This is a genomic window from Psychrobacillus sp. FSL K6-1267 (assembly GCF_038003265.1).
Taxonomy (GTDB): Bacteria; Bacillota; Bacilli; order Bacillales_A; family Planococcaceae; genus Psychrobacillus; species Psychrobacillus faecigallinarum.
This window is the reverse complement of sequence record NZ_JBBOOR010000001.1, coordinates 2,329,879-2,350,341: the sequence shown is the minus strand read 5'-3', so window position 1 is coordinate 2,350,341 and position 20,463 is coordinate 2,329,879. Positions and strand designations below refer to the sequence as shown.

The following is a 20,463-nucleotide window of genomic DNA, read 5'->3' as shown; positions in this document are numbered from 1 at the left end:
GCATGATAGGTACAATAGTAATAATTGTCATAGCTTTCATCCTATTATCGGTATTTTTAACATTTTTCCCGATAGCATTATGGATTTCAGCTATTGCAGCAGGAGTTAAAATTAGTATTTTTACACTAGTAGGTATGAGATTACGTCGAGTAATTCCATCTCGTATTGTAAATCCTCTTATTAAAGCACATAAGGCTGGATTGAATGTAACTATCAATCAGTTAGAAAGCCATTACTTAGCTGGTGGTAACGTTGACCGAGTTGTCAATGCGCTTATCGCTGCACATCGTGCAAATATTGAGTTATCATTTGAACGTGCAGCAGCAATTGATTTAGCAGGCCGTGATGTACTAGAAGCAGTACAAATGTCCGTTAACCCGAAAGTAATTGAAACACCATTTATTGCAGGTGTTGCGATGAATGGTATCGAAGTAAAAGCAAAAGCACGTATTACAGTTCGTGCCAATATTGACCGTTTAGTCGGTGGTGCTGGTGAAGAAACAATTGTAGCTCGTGTTGGTGAGGGTATCGTTAGTACAATTGGTTCGAGTGTAAGCCATGAACGCGTATTAGAAAACCCGGATTTAATTTCACAAACAGTTCTGTCTAAAGGGCTAGATTCTGGTACAGCATTTGAAATTCTATCGATTGATATTGCGGACGTTGATGTCGGCAAAAACATCGGTGCTGAATTACAAACAGAGCAAGCAGAAGCAGATAAAAAGATTGCTCAAGCTAAAGCAGAAGAACGTCGTGCAATGGCAGTAGCCTCAGAACAAGAGATGAAAGCGAAAGTTGTAGAGATGCGCTCTAAAGTCGTAGAGGCAGAAGCAGAAGTGCCACGTGCAATGGCTGAAGCTTTACGCGAAGGTAATATGGGTGTTATGGATTATATGAATTATAACAACATCAAAGCAGATACTGGTATGAGAGACTCTATCAGCAAGGTTGGAAATGATAAACCTTCCACTGATGAGTTAAAAGACTAGTATTAGCGCAGAAAGGAGGACTTCTCCTTGGAAGGTTTAATACTACCCTTAATAATTATTATTCTTACTTCATTGTTTGGAAGAAAGAAGCAGGAAGAAAAACCTGCACCTAAGCCTGCACAGCCCAATATACAAAGGGCTCCACAGCAAAAGCCGGTTGCTCAAAATCCTTTTAAAAGCTTAGGGGAATTAGCGAAAGAGTTTCAACAGGAGCAACAAACCAAAATGGAAAGAAAACCTCTTTCTGTACCTAAAGAAATACGGGTAGATGCTCCTCCGGTTATAGAAAAGGTCGGAAGGGAAATAGGAAGAGACCAAGGTGTTCCGAGGTCAACTGGCCGTCTTTCCGTGCATCAAGTCAGCCAACAAAATGCCACTAAAAAGTCGGTTGTTCAAAATATTATGCCCGATACAAAAGAAGAGCTTATGCGTGCTATAGTTTTATCGGAGATATTAGCTCCTCCAAAATCAAAAAGATAAATCATGAACACCCCTTTACATGCATAAATTCATGTAAAGGGGTGTTTTTTATCAAACAATTATTTCCACTCCACGCGAGTATTGTGATTGATAATTTTGATGACATTATTTTAGATTATGAAATTTCGCTTCTTCGATTATCAGATACGGAGTTAGTCTGTTCCTACAATCATCATCTACTAGAAATACAAGCTGAACGATTATTTATAAAGTCGATGTCAATGGAACGCCTTCATCTTCAGGTAGATAAACTCCAGTGCTTTAAACTTACTAGGAAGGACAACGGCTAATGTCAAAACAACTAGTACGTATCCAATTAGCAAGCACCACTGATCAGTTTGTTTTGTTTCAGAAATTATTGTCTCACGATATCGAAGTGTATCGAGTTTATAGCACGGAGGATAGTTTGTTCTTCTCCATTCAGAAAAAAGATTTGAAGCAATTTAGGAAAATACGAAAAACGATGAAACTTCCTGTAAAGCTAAAGGACGAAACAACAAGCGGCACCATTTCCATATATTCTTATTCCATTATTGGGGTAATCTTTTTTTTCATAATACCGCTGATCTTTGCACAATTTATATGGAAGGTCAACATTGATTCATATACGCCAGAGAGTAACATCATGATAACGGAACAGCTAAAGGAAATGAAAATTAAAGAAAGGATGCTTATTTCTTCATTACCATCTGAACAAGAAATTAGGCAGAAACTTCTACTGAAGCATAAGGAATTTTCTTGGATTCATTTTACTCAATCTGGTTCAACTTTAACAGTCACCCCTATGCTTGCCCCGGTAACAAATGAGCGAGAAGTAAAAAATGCACCGCCATCTCATCTTATCGCTAAAAGAAGTGGAGTAATTACAGACTTTGAATTAGTAAAAGGGGTACGAGCGGTAGAAAAAAATACTTCAGTTAAAAAAGGTGATATTCTTGTTAATGGATTTGTTACTCAAGGTGACAAACGGATAATTACAAGTGCTGAGGGTAAAGTGTACGCAAGCTATTGGATAGAGCTTAACTTTGAACTTCCAAGAAAGGTCACTATCATAAAGCCTACAACCCGAGAAGTGCTCATTCAAAAAAAGACAGATGATAAGAATTACTTTTGGAAGGAAATAGCTATGCCACGGTTTTTGCAGCCTTATTTTAAAGCAGGGTATGTACAAGGTAGTGAGGTGGTTTCGTATGATCTAAATGAGGAATCAGTTAAACATCTAGTACGTCCTTTATTATTTCAAAAAATCATGAATGAATTACCTATTGGCACTCAAATATTAGAAGATAAAGTTTTACAGATGTCTATTGAAAATGATAAAGTGAAAGGGAAGATATTATTACTAATAAATGAAAATATTGCAACACCACAAGTTATACCCCAAGGAGACGACACATGAGCCAACAAAAACAACTAGACATTAATCTGCAAGACCCAACCGAAGCAGTTATGCTGCTAGGTATTTCAGATAAAAATATTAAGCTTATTGAAGAAGAGCTAAAGGTGCAGTTGATTACTAGAGGCGAGTTGATACAAATTGCTGGAGAAGAACAAAATGTGGAAGATGCAAGACAGTTAATCATACAGCTACTACTTGTAATTAGAAAAGGTATTAATATTAACCTTCGTGATGTTTCAACTGCAATTGAAATGAGCATTAATGGAACTATTGAGTATTTCGCAAGCCTCTATGATGAAGAGATTGCTCGGAATACAAAAGGGAAAGCAATTCGAGCGAAGACAATTGGTCAAAGAGAGTATATTCAAGGTATTAGACATTCTGATTTGACATTTGGAATCGGGCCAGCGGGAACTGGGAAAACCTATCTTGCTGTAGTAATGGCAACACAAGCCTTAAAAAATGCACACGTTAAGAGAATCATTTTAACACGTCCAGCAGTCGAAGCAGGTGAAAGTCTAGGATTTCTACCTGGAGATCTAAAAGAGAAGGTAGACCCTTATTTACGCCCGTTATATGATGCTTTGCATGATGTGTTAGGTACAGAACAAACAGATCGCCTAATGGAACGAGGAACTATAGAAATTGCTCCTCTTGCTTATATGCGTGGGAGAACCTTAGATGATGCATTTGTGATTTTGGACGAAGCTCAAAATACAACAAAAGCTCAAATGAAAATGTTTTTAACCCGCCTAGGCTTCGGATCTAAAATGGTGATTACTGGAGATAAAACCCAAATCGATTTACCGAAGGGTGCCGAGTCAGGCCTAATTGTTGCTGAAAAAATTCTTCATAAAGTTTCAGGAATCCATTTCCAATATTTAGAGCAAGGGGATGTAGTACGTCATCCTCTAGTAGCTAAAATTATTTCTGCATATGAAGAAAATCAATAATATATTAAAACAGCTGTCAATAATAGACGGCTGTTTTTTGTTTACTGATTCACATACGTTTTCCTAAAGATATATATTTACATTCATGCTAACCTTTTTTAAAGCTATAACACTCTTAATAGATTAATTGTCCAATTGTTTTGTATATAAGGTATAATAAAGAGAATAGTAGAGCAAGGGGATGAATGGATGAAGTCGTTAATAATGAAATGGAAAAGATGGCGAGAAAATAAATACCTCCCTATAATTATTATCCTTCTAACTTCTATCAGTATGTTCCTATTAATAAAAGGAAGCGTACAAGAAAATACATACGATATATCTTTAATGAATTTAGCCCCTGAAACTATTCGATCCGTAAAAACAATGGAAGATCCTGTGAAGACGGAGGAGGAAAAAGAAAGGGCGGCTGCTGAAGTATCTCCTGTATACCAATTTCAAGAAGAAACGGCAGAAAATCAATCCACAATTGCCGAATCTATCTTTGACAGTGTATTAGATGTAAAAGGAGAGATTTCCCCGGAAGAACCTGAATCAGCAGTTGAAAGTTTACAAAAACTAAAAAAAGAGATGAACGTGCTAACAGAAAATGACAGCTTTGTGCCTTTGACAGATGATGCTTTAAACATATTACTAAAGCAAAATCCCGCTACGCTTAACGAGGCGAAAGAAAAGCTGCCGGTTTTAGTAGAAGAGACTTTAAATGAACCAATCCGAACGGAAAACTTGGCCATAGAAAGAGATAAAGTCGTTCAAAAAGTACGTACTACATTTAATTTTCCTGATGACGTAACGAATGTCCTCATATCAATTGCTCGTGGCTCCATAATAGCGACAGAAATAAAAAATGATGAATTAACCGATCAACGTATCGAACAAGCTAAGGCCAGTGTTGAGCCTACAAGAATTTTACAAGGTCAAATACTTGTACAAAAAGGTGAAATCGTTAGTAAAGAGGTATATCGTCAACTAGAGTTATTAGGTATGCTGACAAACAAATCATCCTATAAGCCATACATAGGTGTATCGCTATTTGTTTTACTTACGATGTGGGTTCTTTTTGGACAAACAATTCGTGTAAAAGAATCTAACCTTCACAACGCAAAAAATCTGATTGTTGTGGCTTTTAGTGTTATTGTATCCGTGTTGATGATGAAAGTGCTACAATCAGTAGCGTACAATTTTGATATCATTATTGCATTTTTGTTCCCGACTGCTATGGTATCCATGTTAGTTTATATATTAGTCAATGAACGAGCAGCCTTTATTTCTAATTTTGTCGTAGCTGCTTATGCTGGTATTATTTTTCAAGAGGGATATACGAATATTTTTCAAATGGAAGTGGCGTTATACATACTTTTTGGTGGGATAGCGGGCATTTTTGCTATGCAGCATATGTATAACACTTCACAGATTCTGCGTTCAAGCTTAATAGTGGCCTCAGTTAATTTAACGTTTATATTATTTTATTTGTTGATGACCAAAACCACTTATGAGTTTACAGATATTGCATTCTATATCGGGGCAGCATTAGTTTCTGGAGTGTTATCAGGTGCACTTACTCTTGGTATTTTGCCTTTTTTTGAGTCAGCTTTTGGTATACTTTCCACTATGAGGTTGATTGAACTTTCCAGTCCAAATCATCCCTTGTTAAAGAAAATACTGACAGAAACACCTGGTACGTATCATCATAGCCTAATGGTGGCAAACTTAGCAGAAGCGGCCTGTGAGGCTATAGGGGCGAATGGCTTACTTGCTAGAGTTGGTTGCTATTACCACGATATCGGTAAAACTAATCGTCCAGGATTTTTTATAGAAAACCAAGTTAATGGTTATAATCCGCACGATAATCTATCGCCGGAGGCAAGCAAGGATATTATTATTTCTCATGCAGTAGATGGAGCAGACATTTTAAAAAAAAATAAGCTTCCTAAAGAAATTATTGATGTTGCTGAGCAGCATCATGGCACAAGCCTATTAAAATTCTTTTATCATAAAGCAAAAGAAATGAATCCGAATATTGCAGAAGGATCTTTTAGGTATCCTGGTCCAAAGCCACAAACAAAGGAAATAGCTATTATTTCTGTAGCTGATAGCGTAGAAGCTGCTGTTCGCTCAATGAAGGAACCGAATGCAGAAAAAATACACCGCCTAATCCAATCAATTATTAAAGATAAGGTAATTGATGGACAATTTGATGAATGCGATTTATCATTCAAGGAAATAAAGAAAATTGAGGAAAGTTTCTGTTCAACGATGAATGGTACATTCCATTCCAGAATAGAATACCCCAAATAATCAGTAAGGAGTAAACAAACATGCTAGTAATGGATTTAATGGACGAAACAAATACATTATCCGAAGAAGCAGTTGCATTAGTTGAGAAAGTACTTCAATCAGCAGCAGATCAATTACATGTAAAAGATGGAAGTGAAGTTAGTGTCACTTTTGTAACTAATGATGTAATTCAAGAAATCAATAAAAACTATCGAAACAAAGACATGCCTACAGATGTAATCTCATTTGCAATGGAAGAAATGGGTGAAGGAGAAATAGAAATAAAAGATGCAGACCTTCCTACATTGCTTGGAGATATAGTTATTTCAGTAGAACGTACAACGGAGCAAGCAGAGTCGTATGGACATTCTTTTGAAAGAGAGCTTGCCTTCTTAGCTGTTCATGGATTTTTACATTTGCTAGGGTACGATCATGGAACAGAAGAAGAGGAAAAGGAAATGTTTGGTTTACAGGAAAATATTTTACAAGCTTTTGGTTTAAAGCGTGAAGGCCATGAACTTTCATAAATTTGGTAAGTCATTCGTCTATGCTACACAAGGAGTATTACAGGCTGTTAAAACAGAACAAAACTTTCGCTTACATTTACTGGCAGCAGGTATAGTTTCGTTAGCGGGTATATTCACCGGGCTCTCTAAATGGGAGTGGATCATTATTGTCATGCTCATTTTTGGGATGTTCATGATAGAATTGGTTAATACGGCGATTGAAAGGGTTGTAGACCTTGTATCACCTGACTATCATCTATTAGCTCAGCAGGCAAAGGATATTGCTGCTGGAGCTTGTCTAGTCTATGCAATCTGCACAGTAATTATAGGTTTAATCATATTTATACCGAAATGGTCGGTAATCTTATTTTAAAAGGTGTGTTCATCATGGATAAAGAGAAATTATTAGAATCATCTATAGCAGCGAGAAATGAAGCATATGTTCCTTATTCAAAATTCCCAGTAGGTGCAGCTCTACTAACTGTTGACGGTGAAATCATATTAGGTTGCAATATTGAAAATGCGTCGTTTGGATTAACAAACTGTGCAGAAAGAACAGCAATTTTTAAAGCCGTTTCTGAAGGCAAAAAGAACTTTGCTGCTATTGCTGTTTCCGGTGACACCGAGGGGCCAATTTCTCCTTGTGGAGCTTGTAGACAAGTTTTAGCTGAATTTTGCGATGCGGATATGCCAGTATTTTTAACAAATTTAAAAGGAAATGTAACAGAAACAACTGTATCTGAGTTATTACCAGGAGCTTTTACAACGGAGGATTTAGATTATGCAGCAAAACAATGAAGGTTTTAAATCAGGTTTCATATCAATTATTGGACGTCCAAATGTAGGGAAATCTACTTTTTTAAACCGTGTTATCGGTCAGAAAATAGCAATTATGAGTGATAAGCCTCAAACCACTCGAAATAAGGTACAAGGGGTTCTTACTTTAGATGAAAGTCAAATGATTTTTATCGATACGCCCGGTATCCATAAACCAAAGCATAAACTTGGAGATTTTATGTTAAAGGTTGCTAAAAACACATTACGCGAGGTTGATGTAATATTATTTATGGTAAATGCTACAGAGCCAAGAGGTAAAGGTGATGAGTTTATCATAGATTTGCTTGAAAAAAATGAAACACCTGTATTTTTAGTTATTAACAAAATTGACCAGGTGCATCCAGATGATTTGATAGGAATCATTGAGTCTTATAAAGACAAATATGATTTTGCTGAGATCGTTCCAATTTCCGCTCTTCAGGGTAATAATGTGGAAAGGTTGCTAGAGACGATTCAATCGTATTTGCCGGAAGGCCCACAATACTATCCAGCTGACCAAGTAACAGATCATCCAGAGAGATTTATTATTTCTGAGTTAATACGAGAAAAGGTATTACATTTAACAAGGGAAGAGATTCCACATTCAATTGCAGTAGTGATAGATAAAATTAAAAAAGAAGAAGACACAGATAAAGATATGATTCGTGTAATGGCTACAATTATTGTAGAGCGAGATTCCCAAAAAGGTATTGTAATTGGTAAAAAAGGTGCTCTTCTTAAAGAGGTTGGAACAAGAGCGCGTCATGACATAGAAATGCTATTAGGAACCAAAGTATTTCTAGAGCTATGGGTGAAGGTACAAAAGGATTGGCGCAATAAATCCGCCCACTTAAGAGACTATGGTTTTAGAGAAGACGAATATTAAGAATGGGACTTATAGAGCAAGCTTAGAAGGAAGGGAAGGCTTTTGCTTCAAAAGGTAGAAGGGATTGTCTTACGAACCTCATCTTACGGAGAAACAGATAAAATAGTAACTATTTTCTCACGAGAATTAGGGAAAAGGGCAGCTATGGCTCGTGGTGCAAAAAAGCCGACGAGCCGGCTCTCTTCTATTTCTCAGCCATTTACTTATGCATATTTCTTAATTCAGCAAGGAAGAGGCATGGGATCTCTGCAGCAAGGAGAAATTATTGACTCGATGCGTGTAATCCGGGAAGATATTTTTACAACCGCCTATGCAAGCTTTATCATGGAGTTAGTTGATAAGTTAATAGATGATGAGTCACCAAAACCGCATGTATTTACGATTTTACAGCAAGCGTTAGAGGCTATAACTGAAGGCTATGACCCAGAGGCAATTAGCTTGTTTGTAGAATGGAAGATGTTACCTGTTGCGGGCATATATCCTGTACTTCATCAATGTTCAAATTGTGGATCTACAGATGGAGAATTTGCATTTTCCTTCGCTCAGATAGGTTTCTTATGTCATCGTTGCTTTTCGATTGATCCATACTTAATTCGGTTAACCCCAGCTCAGGTTAAGCTAATCAGAACATTTTATACGGTCCCGATAGATCAGGTTGGTAAGCTTTCCTTAAAAAAAGAAACAAAAGGTTTTATAAAAAAAATTGTGCGAACAATTTATAATGAGCAAGTAGGAGTACGTTTAAAATCTCAAGGGTTTTTGGACCAAATGGAAAAGACCCCAGAGTTCTATAATAATCCTCAAAAGGATTCTTCTTCGGAAGAGTAATTTCGAAGGAGCATTTTTTTGTAAAAATAAGAAAAAGGAGAGAAAGTGAATTTTTCACTTTCTCTCCTTTTATGCATTAACTAGAATTGTAATTGCTCTTCAATATAAGCTTTTACATCTGCTATTGGCATTCTAGTTTGTTCCATAGAATCGCGGTGACGAACTGTAACTTGGCCATCTGTTTCTGAATCGAAGTCGTATGTGATACAGAATGGTGTGCCAATTTCATCTTGGCGACGGTAACGTTTACCAATTGATTGTGACTCATCATAGTCCACCATGAAATGCTTGCTAAGATCAGAGAATAAAGCAGTAGCGCCTTCAGAAAGTTTTTTAGATAAAGGTAAGATTGCTGCCTTAATAGGAGCAAGAGCAGGGTGGAAGCGCAGAACTGTACGTTGATCGTCGCCTTCTAGTTGCTCTACATCATAAGCTTCACATAAGAATGCTAAAGTTACACGATCAGCTCCTAAAGATGGTTCGATACAATAAGGGACATATCTTTCATTTGTTATTGGATCGATATAATTGAAGTCCTCACCAGAGTGTTCCATATGCTGCTTCAAGTCGAAGTCTGTTCTGTCAGCAATTCCCCAAAGCTCTCCCCATCCAAATGGGAATTTATATTCGATATCTGTTGTTGCATTGGAGTAATGTGATAACTCCTCGTCAGAATGGTCTCTTAGACGTATGCTATTCTCAGAAACACCTAAATTTAAAAGCCATTCTTTGCAATAATTGCGCCAGAACTCAAACCATTCCATATCCTCGCCAGGCTTACAGAAGAATTCTAATTCCATTTGTTCAAATTCTCTAGTACGGAAAGTGAAGTTACCAGGAGTGATTTCATTACGGAAACTCTTACCTACTTGGGCAATACCAAATGGCATTTTTTTACGCATAGAACGCTGCACATTTTTGTAGTTTACAAAAATACCTTGAGCAGTTTCTGGACGTAAGAAAATTTCATTAGTAGACGATTCTGTTACTCCTTGGAAAGTTTTAAACATTAAGTTGAATTGACGGATCTCTGTATAATCATAAGCACCACAAGAAGGGCAGACAATCTCATGTTCTTTCATAATCTCTTCCATTTTTTCAAAGGAAAGACCGTCTACAACCATTTCTATTCCTTTTTTATCTAATGCATCTTCAATAATTTTGTCTACGCGGTGGCGTGATTTACATTTTTTACAGTCAATCATAGGATCATTAAAGTTGCCAATATGTCCTGAAGCAACCCAAGTTTTTGGATTCATCAGAATTGCTGCATCCAAACCAACGTTATATGGTGATTCTTGAACGAATTTTTTCCACCAAGCTTTTTTTACATTATTTTTTAGTTCTACTCCTAAAGGACCATAATCCCATGTGTTTGCCAAACCTCCATATATTTCAGAGCCTGGGAATACAAAACCTCTTTGTTTTGCTAAACTAACTACATTTTCCATTGAAAATTCCATTTGACATACCTCCTATTTGATAAATATTCTTTTAAAGTAAAATGAGTACAAAAAAACTCGTCTCCGGGCTACAATAGCCCGGGGACGAGTTTATAACCCGCGGTTCCACCCCGATTGATTGTTTGTACAATCCACTTTAAAAGCTTAAGCTCCGAGCTGCCGTTTCCTGTAGGTGTGGTCTTACACTATCACCACTCGCTAAAATAACAGTACTTATAATGCTCTTCAACGCTTTAATATTATTGATGATTGTAACATATGCTTCTTTATTTAGCAATGTGATGCATAATGGTATATAATTATTTAGAATAAGTATAATTTTGAGGCGGTGAGTCCAATCGAACTCAACAAACGGCAGGTCGAAATTTTGGACATTGTAAAAGGGAATGGGCCTATTACAGGTGAACAAATAGCAGAACGACTTAGTTTAACAAGGTCTACACTTAGACCGGATCTCGCGATTTTAACGATGGCTGGTTTTTTAGATGCTCGTCCACGTGTTGGATATTTTTATTCTGGTAAAAAAACCAGTCAGGCTATTTCAGATAATATTGCACAGATGCTAGTAAAGGATTTTCAATCTATCCCCGTTGTTGTTGAAGAAGGTATGTCAGTTTACGATGCAATATGTCAAATGTTTTTAGAGGATGTTGGATCGTTGTTCGTGGTAGATAAAAAATCTGTATTGTCGGGAGTTCTTTCAAGGAAAGACTTTTTACGTACAAGTATTGGAAATCAAGATCTAACCAAAATGCCGGTACATATGATTATGACAAGAATGCCTAATGTGACGTATTGTTTAAAAGAAGATACATTGATAGAAGTAGCTAATAAACTAATGAGTCGACAAATCGATTCTTTACCAGTTGTTAAAGAAACTAAAGATGGTTTAGAGATTGTCGGAAGAATAACAAAGACAAATATTACACGAGCTTTCTTATCTTTAGCCGATGACCATGATTTATGAGGAGTGAAAAAATGAAAATGTTAAACCTGTTTATTGTCTCAGACTCTATAGGAGAAACGGGTGAATTAGTTGCAAAGGCTGCAATCAGCCAATTTAGACCTGGCTTGCAACATACAAAGCTAAAAAGATTTACCCATATTGACTCCATGGACCACATTAAAGAGATAACTGCTTTGGCTAAAGAACAGAACGCTTGTATTTTATATACATTAGTTCAGCATGATATGAGAGAGGCAATTGTGACGTATTGCAAGAAGTACGATTTGCAATGTGTAGATTTAATTGGGCCTGTTATTAGTCTGCTCGAAAAAAAATTAGATGAAAAGCCATTTGAAGAGCCTGGTCTTGTTCGCAAACTAGATGAAGACTATTTCAAAAAAATAGAAGCAGTGGAGTTTGCTGTCAAGTATGATGATGGAAGAGATCCTAGAGGTCTTTTACAAGCTGATATAGTATTAATTGGTGTCTCAAGAACTTCTAAAACTCCATTATCTCAGTATTTAGCTAATAAAAGATATAAAGTGGCTAACGTACCACTTGTGCCCGAGGTAGAGCCTCCAGAGGAACTTTTTCAAATAGATCCATTGAAGTGCTTTGGATTAGTTATTACTCCGGATAAACTTAATTCGATTCGAAGAGAAAGACTTATCGCTATTGGTTTGAAGGATGATGCGAGCTATGCGAAGATAGAACGTATAAATGAAGAGATTGAACACTTTGAACGTATCGTCAATCGAATTGGATGTCAGGTAATAGATGTGACTAATAGGGCAGTAGAAGAAACTGCTAATCTAGTCATAAATCAAATCCAACAAAAATAATTTGAAATATTAAAGACCGATTCACGAATGTGAAAAGGTTTTTTTATGTACGAAAGCGAATAAAGTATAGATTAATATATTGAAATGTTTTATAATAATTCTTTGTGGAAAAAAGAATTATTTCGTATTTTTGTGTAATTATTTTGTCGATTCTTGCAGGATTTTTCTTAAGTCTCTCGAATTAATACTAAGTAGCAAGTAAAGATGGTGAAATAATGACGAATCGTATAGAAGAAGAAGTAATCGAACAAGTTAGAAATAACACAGATATTGTAGATGTAATCAGTGAGTATGTTCAACTTACGAAGAGAGGTAGAAACTTCTTCGGCCTTTGTCCTTTTCATGGTGAACAAACCCCATCTTTTTCAGTCACACACGAAAAGCAAATTTTTCATTGTTTTGGCTGTGGAGCCGGAGGAAATGTAATTACGTTTTTAATGGATATTGAAAATCTCTCATTCCATGAAGCTGTTAGTAAGCTTGGTAGTCGTCTCGGTATGGAGATTGAACATAAGTCAGCTCATAGTATAGAGGAAAAAGCACCAGTCTCTAAAGAAGTATCTCTTATGAAAAAAGCGCATGAGTTTGCTAGCGAATATTTTCATCATCTGTTACTTCACACGGAGGAGGGAGAAAATGCATTACATTACTTACAAGAAAGAGGGTTTTCTACCGAGCTTATAGAAAAGTATAAAATAGGCTGGTCACTACCTAGCTGGGATGCTCTTACTACCTTATTAGAGAGAAAAGGTATGGATTTACAAGAAATTGAGAAAACTGGACTTATTATAAGAAAAGAAAATGAGCTGAAGTATTTTGACCGGTTCCGCGGAAGAATTATGTTCCCTGTTTTCGATGAAACCGGACACGTAGTGGCGTTCTCTGGAAGGATACTACACAAGAAAGAAAACGAAGCAAAGTATCTAAATAGTCCAGAGTCTCCTATTTTTCAGAAAAGCCAAATTCTCTATAACTTAGATAAAGCAAGACTTGATATACGTAAGCAACGCAATGTGATTATTTTTGAAGGCTTTTTAGATGTTATTTCAGCATCAAAAGCGGGTATAACAAACGGTGTTGCAACAATGGGAACCGCTTTAACGTCTCAACATATAACCAAGCTCAAGAGATTAACTACCAATGTCACTCTTTGCTTCGATGGTGATAAAGCTGGAATGGAGGCTGCTCGTAAAGCTGCAACATCTCTTCAAGGCCAAAGTATTCAAACTGAGGTTGCAATTATTCCTGATGCAATGGATCCTGATGACTATATAAAAAATTATGGAGAAGTAGCCTTTAGGGAAAAAATTATTGACAAACCTCATTCTTATCTTTCATTTATGATGATTGTGTCAAAGAGGGACAAGAATTTTAATAACGAAAATGATACGCTTCAGTATATTCAAGAGATATTGGAAATACTGAGTGATAGAAACTCTACTGTAGAGCGAGATCTCTATATTCGCCAGCTGTCTCAAGAGACAAACGTATCAGAAGAAGCGATATATCAACATTTGCGCAAAATACAGGGGAAAAAAGCAAAAGAAACTAAAAGCAATCATTCTCTTCCTATTGCGTCTCCTCAAGAGCTGCCGAAAAAGAAACGAACCATTTCAGCGGATGAAAGAGCGGAAAGAATATTGTTGGCACATATGCTTCACAACCCTCAAGTAATTGATATTGCAATAAGTAACATCAATGATGGCCCATGTTTTATAAGAGATGCATATGAAGCTGCATATGTTCGCTTAATGGGTTATTACGAAGATTATCCCGATGGTGATTATCAAAGGTTTTTAGAAGTTTTAAATGATGGTGAACTTAGAAAAATAGTAATGGAAGCAGCGCTCTCAGAACGTGATCCAGAGCATGAAACGGAAGAAGTCATGGACTGTTTGCGCCATATTAGAAAATACCGGATTGAGCAGCAAATAGAACGTAAGCTACATGAAGCTAAAGAGGCTGAAAAAATGTCGGATATAACTAAAGCTCTCCAGCTGGCACAAGAGGCCATTCAGTTAAAGAAATCTTTAGTAGATTTTCAATAAATAATCATCCGGTAGTAAAAGGAGGAATTCTTATGGCGGACAAGTCTGAACGTACAAAAGAAACGGATATCGAATTATCATTAGAAGATGCAAAAAAACAATTAATCGAACTAGGTAAAAAAAATGGTGAGGTAACTTACCATGATATAGCCGACAAACTTGCTTCTTTCGATTTGGAATCAGATCAAATCGAAGAGTTCATTGAGCATTTAGAGGGCAAAGGAATTGAACTTGGTCGTAAAGACGGAGATGAAGAGGATTTAGATCGTTTGATGAAAGGGAAAGAAGAAGAAACCTTTGATCTCAATGATTTAAGTGTTCCACCTGGCGTTAAGATCAATGACCCTGTTCGTATGTATTTAAAAGAGATTGGCCGAGTAGATCTGTTGAAGGCTTCGGAAGAAATCGCACTTGCTGAAAGAATCGAGCAAGGAGATGAAGAAGCTAGAAAACGTCTAGCAGAGGCAAACCTACGCTTAGTTGTTAGTATTGCTAAACGCTATGTGGGACGAGGAATGTTATTCTTGGATCTAATTCAAGAAGGTAACATGGGTCTTATTAAAGCAGTAGAGAAGTTTGACCACCGTAAAGGGTTCAAATTTAGTACTTATGCAACTTGGTGGATTCGACAAGCGATAACTCGTGCAATTGCTGACCAAGCTCGAACAATTCGTATTCCAGTGCACATGGTTGAAACAATTAACAAGCTAATTCGAGTTCAACGTCAGTTACTACAAGATTTAGGACGTGAGCCTTCACCGGAAGAAATCGGAGAAGAGATGGATCTTCCAGCAGAAAAAGTACGTGAAATCTTAAAAATAGCACAAGAACCAGTTTCCTTAGAAACACCTATTGGGGAAGAAGACGATTCTCATTTAGGAGATTTCATTGAAGATGCTGATGCACAATCACCTTCTGATCATGCAGCATACGAACTTCTTAAAGAGCAATTAGAAGATGTGTTAGACACTTTAACAGACCGTGAAGAAAATGTATTACGTTTACGCTTTGGATTAGATGATGGGCGTACGAGAACTCTTGAGGAAGTTGGCAAGGTGTTCGGCGTAACACGTGAACGTATTCGACAAATTGAAGCGAAGGCTTTAAGAAAGTTACGTCATCCTTCTAGAAGCAAACGCTTAAAAGATTTCTTAGAATAATAAAGAGGCATCCTAAAAAGGATGCCTTTTTTACAGTAATAAAATACGAAATATTTCCAAAAGTTGCAATCAACCTGATACATAGAAAGATATAAACTCAAAGTCTTCAAACACAGATTATCCAATTGGCATAAGGAAGAGAATGGAAAAGAGGATTAGTATGTCAGTTCAAAAAAAGCAAATAATACTGAATGAAATAGCTTTCTGGAAGCAAAATAAACTTCTCCCGGAGCATTACTGTGATTTTCTTACTGCTCTTTATGCACAAGGGGAGAAAGAAGAAATAGAAGTAAACAATCAAGCAGTTTTGCAAAAGGAAAAGAAAAAAACATCATTAAAAATGAATGGAGTTATTTTTCTCATAGGACTAATTACTTTAGCGATTTTAACCGCATTATTAACTATGACTTCAAACATATTACCGATTGTATTTGCTGGAGTTGCTGTGATATCATTTGTCTACATTGCTATTAAACTAGCAAAAAATAACTCTCTTTTAACCCCACTCTTATTTGTTTTTTCTGCGTTGCTTTTGCTAGGGGTTACTTTTAAAATTTGGGAAGCCTACTTCATAAGTGAACCAAATATATTATTATTCATGATTATCGCTAATTGTATTTTATGGCTTCTTTCTGGAGTATTTTTGAAGCTAATTTACTTCACTATCTCCGGTATAGTGGGAATAATCTTCATACTAGTGTATATAGCTTATATATATATCGTATAGATAATTTATGTATTAATTGGAAATCTGGTAATTTTGAGTTTGTTTTTAATTTTAATAGGAAGCCAAACCTTCTTGCTTGTAAATAAGCAGGAAAGGCTTGGCTTCCTATTTTTTTGGACCAATTCTTATAATAAATCTTTCAATTTATTGTGTAATAATTATTACTAGTGACATAGAATCGCTTTTTAATATGCTAATTTCCGCAATCTTTTGTATAATAAAAAAGTAAGCGTTTTTATTTACAAAGGGGATGGAATAAAATGAATTTTGATTTAACTCAGGAACAACAGATGATTCGCAAGACTATTAAGGAGTTTGCTAACGAAGTTGTAGCTCCTGGAGCTATTGAGCGTGACAAAACAAAGCATTTTCCGAAAGAAGTCTTTAAACAGTTAGCCGACATGGGGATGATGGGCTTACCGTTTTCAGAAGAGTATGGTGGAGCAGGGGCAGATACAGTGAGCTTTGCTATTGTAACAGAAGAATTGAGCCGTGCATGTGCCTCTACAGGCATTACCTACTCGGCACATATTTCACTAGGAGGAGCTCCGCTTAGCTTGTTTGGAACAGAAGAGCAAAAGCAAAAGTATTTAGTTCCAATTTGTACAGGAGAATCCTTCGGTGCGTTTGGTTTAACGGAGCCTAACGCTGGATCTGATGCAGGAGGAACTCAAACAACCGCCAAAGAAGAAGGCGATGATTTTGTCATAAATGGTAGTAAGGCATTTATAACAAATGCTAGCTATGCAAAGCATCTTGCTTTGACTGCAATAACGGATATTAAGGATGGTAAAAAGGAAATATCAGCAATTATAGTTCCTACAGATGCTAAAGGGTTCACTGTTATCGACAATTATGAAAAAATGGGTTTGAATGCATCTAATACAACGGAATTGGTAATAGATAATGTAAGAGTACCTAAAGAGAATTTGTTAGGTAAGCGAGGAAATGGGTTCAGACAGTTTTTAGTTACCTTAGACGGTGGACGAATTGGTATTGGAGCAATGGCAGTTGGTATTGCTCAGGCAGCTTTTGATCGAGCTCTACAATATTCTAAAGAGCGTAAGCAATTCGGAAAAACTTTATCAGAATTTCAAATTACGCAATTTAAGCTTGCCGATATGGCCATGAAAATAGAATTAGCAAGAACTATGGTTTATAAGGCAGCTTGGTTGAAGGATCAAGGACGTGCTTTTGGTAAAGAGGCATCTATGTGTAAATTATATGCGTCCGAAATTGCAATGGAAGTGGCAGATCAAGCAATTCAACTGCACGGAGGATATGGTTATATGAAGGAGTATGAGGTGGAACGCTTTATGAGAGATGCAAAACTACTGGAAATTGGAGAAGGTACGTCTGAGGTCCAACGAATGGTAATTGCTAGACATATTGGTTGTTAATTTAAAAAAAATATGTCGATTTTGTCACAAAGCTATAAAACTTCTTCAATAACACTTTTCGTTTTCGACACAATGGAGTACAATATGAGTGTTGACTAATTCTATATTAGAAAAGAATGTATCAAAGAAGGAGGGTTAACTATGCAAAAGAATCCAATTATTCCATTTATATTAATTATGGCATTTGGTATCGGTTTAATTTTCTTCCTATCTATCGATGGCGTAGGTAACAAAGAAGAAATCACTTCAGAACATGAATCTGCTGAAGGTGGAGAATCTGCTGAAGGCGGAGAAGATGCTGCTGCTGGAGAATTCGATCCTGAAGCACTTGCTCAAGGAAAATGTATTAGCTGTCACGGTAACTCATATGAAGGTGGAATGGGACCATCATTAGTTGGTACTGCACTATCGGAAGATGAAATCAAAGACGTTTTAGCAAACGGTAAAGGCGCTATGCCTGCTGGCTTAGTACCAGAAGCAAACCTAGATGAAATGGCTACTTGGATCAAATCTTTAGGTAAGTAATATTTCGATAAAAGACCTCGGATTCTTTTTAAGAATCGAGGTCTTTTTTTAATATTGCTTTTTATGAATGACAAGAAAGAATATAAAATTACATATTCATGTGAATTTTATTAAATGATTAAAATTTGGGCAAGAATCAATCGTAAGACATGATTTTTGTTAAAAGTGTGGAAAAGCGATAATCTATCAATACAACTCTTCGATAAAATTTCATTTGTAATTAATAATCCAATCAACGACATGTTAAATCTCAAACTAGGGCAGTGTTATACTTTTATATAAATGAAAACTATCACTGCAAGTACTCGAACGCATTTTTTATTTTTGTTATAATAACTTTAGAGGTGTAAAGAATGAATGCAAAAAATTTATCAGATAGACTAAAAACAGTAGCTTCCTACGTAGAAAAAAATACTATTTTAGCTGACATTGGAAGTGACCATGCCTATTTACCATGTTATTTAGTGCATCAATCCACTATCAAAAAAGCGATAGCGGGTGAAGTTGTAAAAGGACCATATGAATCTGCCTTAAAGCAAGTTAAAAATGAAGGTTTAGAAAATCAAATAGAGGTCCGTTTTGGAGACGGATTACAAGTTATTAATGAGGAAGATCACGTAGGCACGATTACTATTGCTGGGATGGGTGGTCCATTAATCGCTTCCATCTTAGAAGCTGGCAAGCATAAGCTTACGAATGTCCACACGTTAATTCTCCAACCTAATATCCACGCAAAGGCAATCCGTGAATGGGCAGTCAAAGAAGGCTGGAAAATTGAAGAGGAAACTATTCTAGAGGAGCATTCTAAAATATATGAAGTAATCGTATTAAAAAAAGGGAGCATGACTCTTACTGAGCAGGAGCTCTTAGTTGGACCAATATTAATGCAAGTCAGAACAAATATATTTAAGAAAAAATGGTCAGTTGAAGTGAAAGAATGGGAAAGAATATGGACACAATTAAAGACTATCCCTAATTCCACTGAAGTTGAACATAAAATAATGGAACTAGAGAACAAGATGTCAATCGTTAAGGAGCTGTTGTGAGTATGAAGCAAACAAATGGACAGCATCTTATTTCCTTTTTTGAAGAATGGGCTCCTCGCTCTTTAGCAGTAGAAGGAGATTCTGTAGGTCTTCAAATTGGAAGGTTAGATAAGCCAGTTACTAAGGTCCTTGTAACATTAGATGTCAATAACGAAGTGGTGGATGAAGCAATTGAAAAAGGATGTCAGCTGATTATTGCTCATCATCCGCCTATCTATAATAAACTAAAAAATATTAGAACTGATTTACCTCAAGGACGTTTATTTGAAAAGTTGATAAAGCATGAAATTGCAGTCTACGCAGCTCATACTAATTTGGATATTGCAACAGGGGGAGTAAATGATTTATTGGCCGATGCCTTGAAGTTAGAGAACGTATCCATTTTAGAGCCGACTACTTCTGAGAAGCTAATGAAGCTAGAGGTCTTTACGCCTAAAGAAGCGACTGAAACCGTGAGAAAAGCGATTGGGGAGGCAGGAGCAGGTAAACTAGGTGACTATGATAGTTGTAGCTTCACAACTCCCGGAGAGGGCCGTTTTAAGCCAAATAGTGAAGCAAAACCTTATATAGGAGAGGCAAATAAACTAGCAGTAGTTGAGGAAGATAAAATCGAGGTAGTGTTCCCGGCTACAAAGAAAAATAGAGTCCTAAAAGCCCTGCTAAATGCTCATCCATATGAAGAACCAGCATACAATTTGATGGAACTTGATATAGAAGTCAATGAAAAGGGACTTGGAAGAATAGGTTTACTACCAAATTCAGTCTCATTGGGGGATTATGCAAACACCGTTAAATCTCAATTAAATGTTCCATTTGTTAGGGTAGTGGGAACAATGGAAAAACCTGTTCAAAAGGTTGCAATATTAGGCGGAGATGGCAACAAATATATACAAATAGCGAAAAGAGCAGGAGCAGATGTATTGGTCACAGGTGATTTATATTTCCATATTGCACAGGATGCCCTGGCAATAGACCTTGCTATTATTGATCCTGGACATCACATAGAGCAGATCATGAAAAAAGGCGTCTCAGATTACATGAATGCTAAATGTGAGGAAAAAAAATTGGACTGTATTTTTATTGCATCACAATTATCTACTGAGCCCTTTCGAATAATTTAAGGGATAAGTGTCCACACTAAAACAAAAGCTGCTTCTCAAGGAAGCAGCTTT

General features: G+C 36.5%; 20 protein-coding genes. 19 read left to right on the top strand and 1 reads right to left on the bottom strand.

Annotation, left to right across the window (positions count from 1 at the left end; translation table 11 throughout):
- Nucleotides 1-2: 2 nt before the first annotated feature.
- The 10 genes from floA (at nt 3) to recO (ending at nt 9,134) form a co-directional block, all read left to right on the top strand.
- Entirely contained in the window at nt 3-989 is a 987-nt protein-coding gene (gene floA, locus MHB55_RS11880) for a flotillin-like protein FloA (protein WP_186318093.1), read from the top strand.
- 27 nt (nt 990-1,016) lie between these two features.
- Complete coding sequence (locus MHB55_RS11875) at nt 1,017-1,469, top strand: hypothetical protein (RefSeq protein WP_144535869.1); 453 nt, start codon at nt 1,017-1,019, stop codon at nt 1,467-1,469.
- 289 nt (nt 1,470-1,758) lie between these two features.
- On the top strand, nt 1,759-2,868 hold the full coding sequence (locus MHB55_RS11870) for a sporulation protein YqfD (RefSeq protein ID WP_340863277.1): 1,110 nt from the start codon (nt 1,759-1,761) through the stop codon (nt 2,866-2,868).
- Complete coding sequence (locus MHB55_RS11865) at nt 2,865-3,821, top strand: PhoH family protein (protein ID WP_144535874.1); 957 nt, start codon at nt 2,865-2,867, stop codon at nt 3,819-3,821. The genes MHB55_RS11870 and MHB55_RS11865 overlap by 4 nt, the downstream gene beginning before the upstream one ends.
- 189 nt (nt 3,822-4,010) lie before the next feature.
- Entirely contained in the window at nt 4,011-6,119 is a 2,109-nt protein-coding gene (locus MHB55_RS11860; protein WP_340863276.1) for an HD family phosphohydrolase, read from the top strand.
- Between the two features lie 20 nt (nt 6,120-6,139).
- Complete coding sequence (gene ybeY / locus MHB55_RS11855; protein WP_144535878.1) at nt 6,140-6,625, top strand: rRNA maturation RNase YbeY; 486 nt, start codon at nt 6,140-6,142, stop codon at nt 6,623-6,625.
- The gene (locus tag MHB55_RS11850) at nt 6,612-6,977 is read left to right on the top strand and encodes a diacylglycerol kinase family protein (RefSeq protein WP_144535880.1); all 366 of its coding nucleotides are present in this window, start codon (nt 6,612-6,614) and stop codon (nt 6,975-6,977) included. The genes ybeY and MHB55_RS11850 overlap by 14 nt, the downstream gene beginning before the upstream one ends.
- A 14-nt stretch (nt 6,978-6,991) precedes the next feature.
- Nucleotides 6,992-7,402 (top strand): cytidine deaminase, encoded by a 411-nt coding sequence (locus tag MHB55_RS11845; protein WP_144535882.1) that lies wholly within the window; start codon nt 6,992-6,994, stop codon nt 7,400-7,402.
- Complete coding sequence (gene era, locus MHB55_RS11840) at nt 7,386-8,306, top strand: GTPase Era (RefSeq protein WP_144535884.1); 921 nt, start codon at nt 7,386-7,388, stop codon at nt 8,304-8,306. Before MHB55_RS11845 ends, era begins: the two co-directional genes overlap by 17 nt.
- Before the next feature lie 42 nt (nt 8,307-8,348).
- Nucleotides 8,349-9,134: a DNA repair protein RecO gene (gene recO, locus MHB55_RS11835; protein ID WP_154310641.1), complete on the top strand. Its 786-nt coding sequence runs from the start codon at nt 8,349-8,351 to the stop codon at nt 9,132-9,134.
- 80 nt (nt 9,135-9,214) lie between these two features.
- Here recO and MHB55_RS11830 read toward each other — a convergent pair whose 3' ends face one another.
- Complete coding sequence (locus MHB55_RS11830; protein WP_144535888.1) at nt 9,215-10,597, bottom strand: glycine--tRNA ligase; 1,383 nt, start codon at nt 10,595-10,597, stop codon at nt 9,215-9,217.
- A gap of 328 nt (nt 10,598-10,925) precedes the next feature.
- On the opposite strand from MHB55_RS11830, the gene MHB55_RS11825 reads away from it, so the two are divergent.
- The 9 genes from MHB55_RS11825 to MHB55_RS11785 all read left to right on the top strand — a co-directional run bounded on the left by MHB55_RS11825 (nt 10,926) and on the right by MHB55_RS11785 (nt 20,412).
- Nucleotides 10,926-11,564: a helix-turn-helix transcriptional regulator gene (locus tag MHB55_RS11825; RefSeq protein ID WP_151109423.1), complete on the top strand. Its 639-nt coding sequence runs from the start codon at nt 10,926-10,928 to the stop codon at nt 11,562-11,564.
- 11 nt (nt 11,565-11,575) lie between these two features.
- A complete protein-coding gene (locus MHB55_RS11820) occupies nt 11,576-12,385 on the top strand; it encodes a pyruvate, water dikinase regulatory protein (protein WP_144535892.1) in 810 nt (269 codons plus the stop codon).
- Nucleotides 12,386-12,600: 215 nt separating this feature from the next.
- The gene (dnaG, locus tag MHB55_RS11815; protein WP_151109425.1) at nt 12,601-14,433 is read left to right on the top strand and encodes a DNA primase; all 1,833 of its coding nucleotides are present in this window, start codon (nt 12,601-12,603) and stop codon (nt 14,431-14,433) included.
- 32 nt (nt 14,434-14,465) lie between these two features.
- A complete protein-coding gene (gene rpoD, locus MHB55_RS11810) occupies nt 14,466-15,593 on the top strand; it encodes an RNA polymerase sigma factor RpoD (protein WP_144535896.1) in 1,128 nt (375 codons plus the stop codon).
- A gap of 160 nt (nt 15,594-15,753) precedes the next feature.
- Nucleotides 15,754-16,320, top strand: a complete 567-nt coding sequence (locus tag MHB55_RS11805; RefSeq protein WP_144535898.1) for a hypothetical protein — start codon at nt 15,754-15,756, stop codon at nt 16,318-16,320.
- A 260-nt stretch (nt 16,321-16,580) separates the two neighbouring features.
- The gene (locus MHB55_RS11800; protein WP_154310643.1) at nt 16,581-17,720 is read left to right on the top strand and encodes an acyl-CoA dehydrogenase family protein; all 1,140 of its coding nucleotides are present in this window, start codon (nt 16,581-16,583) and stop codon (nt 17,718-17,720) included.
- 141 nt (nt 17,721-17,861) lie between these two features.
- Nucleotides 17,862-18,245 carry a cytochrome c550 gene (cccA, locus tag MHB55_RS11795; RefSeq protein ID WP_154310644.1) on the top strand — a complete coding sequence of 128 codons (384 nt, stop codon included), beginning with the start codon at nt 17,862-17,864 and terminating at the stop codon, nt 18,243-18,245.
- 353 nt (nt 18,246-18,598) lie between these two features.
- Nucleotides 18,599-19,291, top strand: a complete 693-nt coding sequence (locus tag MHB55_RS11790) for a tRNA (adenine(22)-N(1))-methyltransferase (RefSeq protein WP_144535904.1) — start codon at nt 18,599-18,601, stop codon at nt 19,289-19,291.
- Between the two features lie 2 nt (nt 19,292-19,293).
- A complete protein-coding gene (locus MHB55_RS11785; protein ID WP_154310646.1) occupies nt 19,294-20,412 on the top strand; it encodes a Nif3-like dinuclear metal center hexameric protein in 1,119 nt (372 codons plus the stop codon).
- Nucleotides 20,413-20,463: the final 51 nt, after the last annotated feature.

Excerpts from the sequence above, each read along its gene's own strand:
- floA (WP_186318093.1), top strand. The coding sequence starts at position 3 with ATGATAGGTACAATAGTAATAATTGTCATAGCTTTCATCCTATTATCG.
- MHB55_RS11870 (WP_340863277.1), top strand. The coding sequence starts at position 1,759 with ATGTCAAAACAACTAGTACGTATCCAATTAGCAAGCACCACTGATCAG.
- MHB55_RS11865 (WP_144535874.1), top strand. The coding sequence starts at position 2,865 with ATGAGCCAACAAAAACAACTAGACATTAATCTGCAAGACCCAACCGAA.
- MHB55_RS11860 (WP_340863276.1), top strand. The coding sequence starts at position 4,011 with ATGAAGTCGTTAATAATGAAATGGAAAAGATGGCGAGAAAATAAATAC.
- ybeY (WP_144535878.1), top strand. The coding sequence starts at position 6,140 with ATGCTAGTAATGGATTTAATGGACGAAACAAATACATTATCCGAAGAA.
- MHB55_RS11850 (WP_144535880.1), top strand. The coding sequence starts at position 6,612 with ATGAACTTTCATAAATTTGGTAAGTCATTCGTCTATGCTACACAAGGA.
- MHB55_RS11845 (WP_144535882.1), top strand. The coding sequence starts at position 6,992 with ATGGATAAAGAGAAATTATTAGAATCATCTATAGCAGCGAGAAATGAA.
- era (WP_144535884.1), top strand. The coding sequence starts at position 7,386 with ATGCAGCAAAACAATGAAGGTTTTAAATCAGGTTTCATATCAATTATT.
- MHB55_RS11830 (WP_144535888.1), bottom strand. The coding sequence starts at position 10,597 with ATGGAATTTTCAATGGAAAATGTAGTTAGTTTAGCAAAACAAAGAGGT.
- MHB55_RS11820 (WP_144535892.1), top strand. The coding sequence starts at position 11,576 with ATGAAAATGTTAAACCTGTTTATTGTCTCAGACTCTATAGGAGAAACG.
- dnaG (WP_151109425.1), top strand. The coding sequence starts at position 12,601 with ATGACGAATCGTATAGAAGAAGAAGTAATCGAACAAGTTAGAAATAAC.
- rpoD (WP_144535896.1), top strand. The coding sequence starts at position 14,466 with ATGGCGGACAAGTCTGAACGTACAAAAGAAACGGATATCGAATTATCA.
- MHB55_RS11805 (WP_144535898.1), top strand. The coding sequence starts at position 15,754 with ATGTCAGTTCAAAAAAAGCAAATAATACTGAATGAAATAGCTTTCTGG.
- MHB55_RS11800 (WP_154310643.1), top strand. The coding sequence starts at position 16,581 with ATGAATTTTGATTTAACTCAGGAACAACAGATGATTCGCAAGACTATT.
- cccA (WP_154310644.1), top strand. The coding sequence starts at position 17,862 with ATGCAAAAGAATCCAATTATTCCATTTATATTAATTATGGCATTTGGT.
- MHB55_RS11790 (WP_144535904.1), top strand. The coding sequence starts at position 18,599 with ATGAATGCAAAAAATTTATCAGATAGACTAAAAACAGTAGCTTCCTAC.
- MHB55_RS11785 (WP_154310646.1), top strand. The coding sequence starts at position 19,294 with ATGAAGCAAACAAATGGACAGCATCTTATTTCCTTTTTTGAAGAATGG.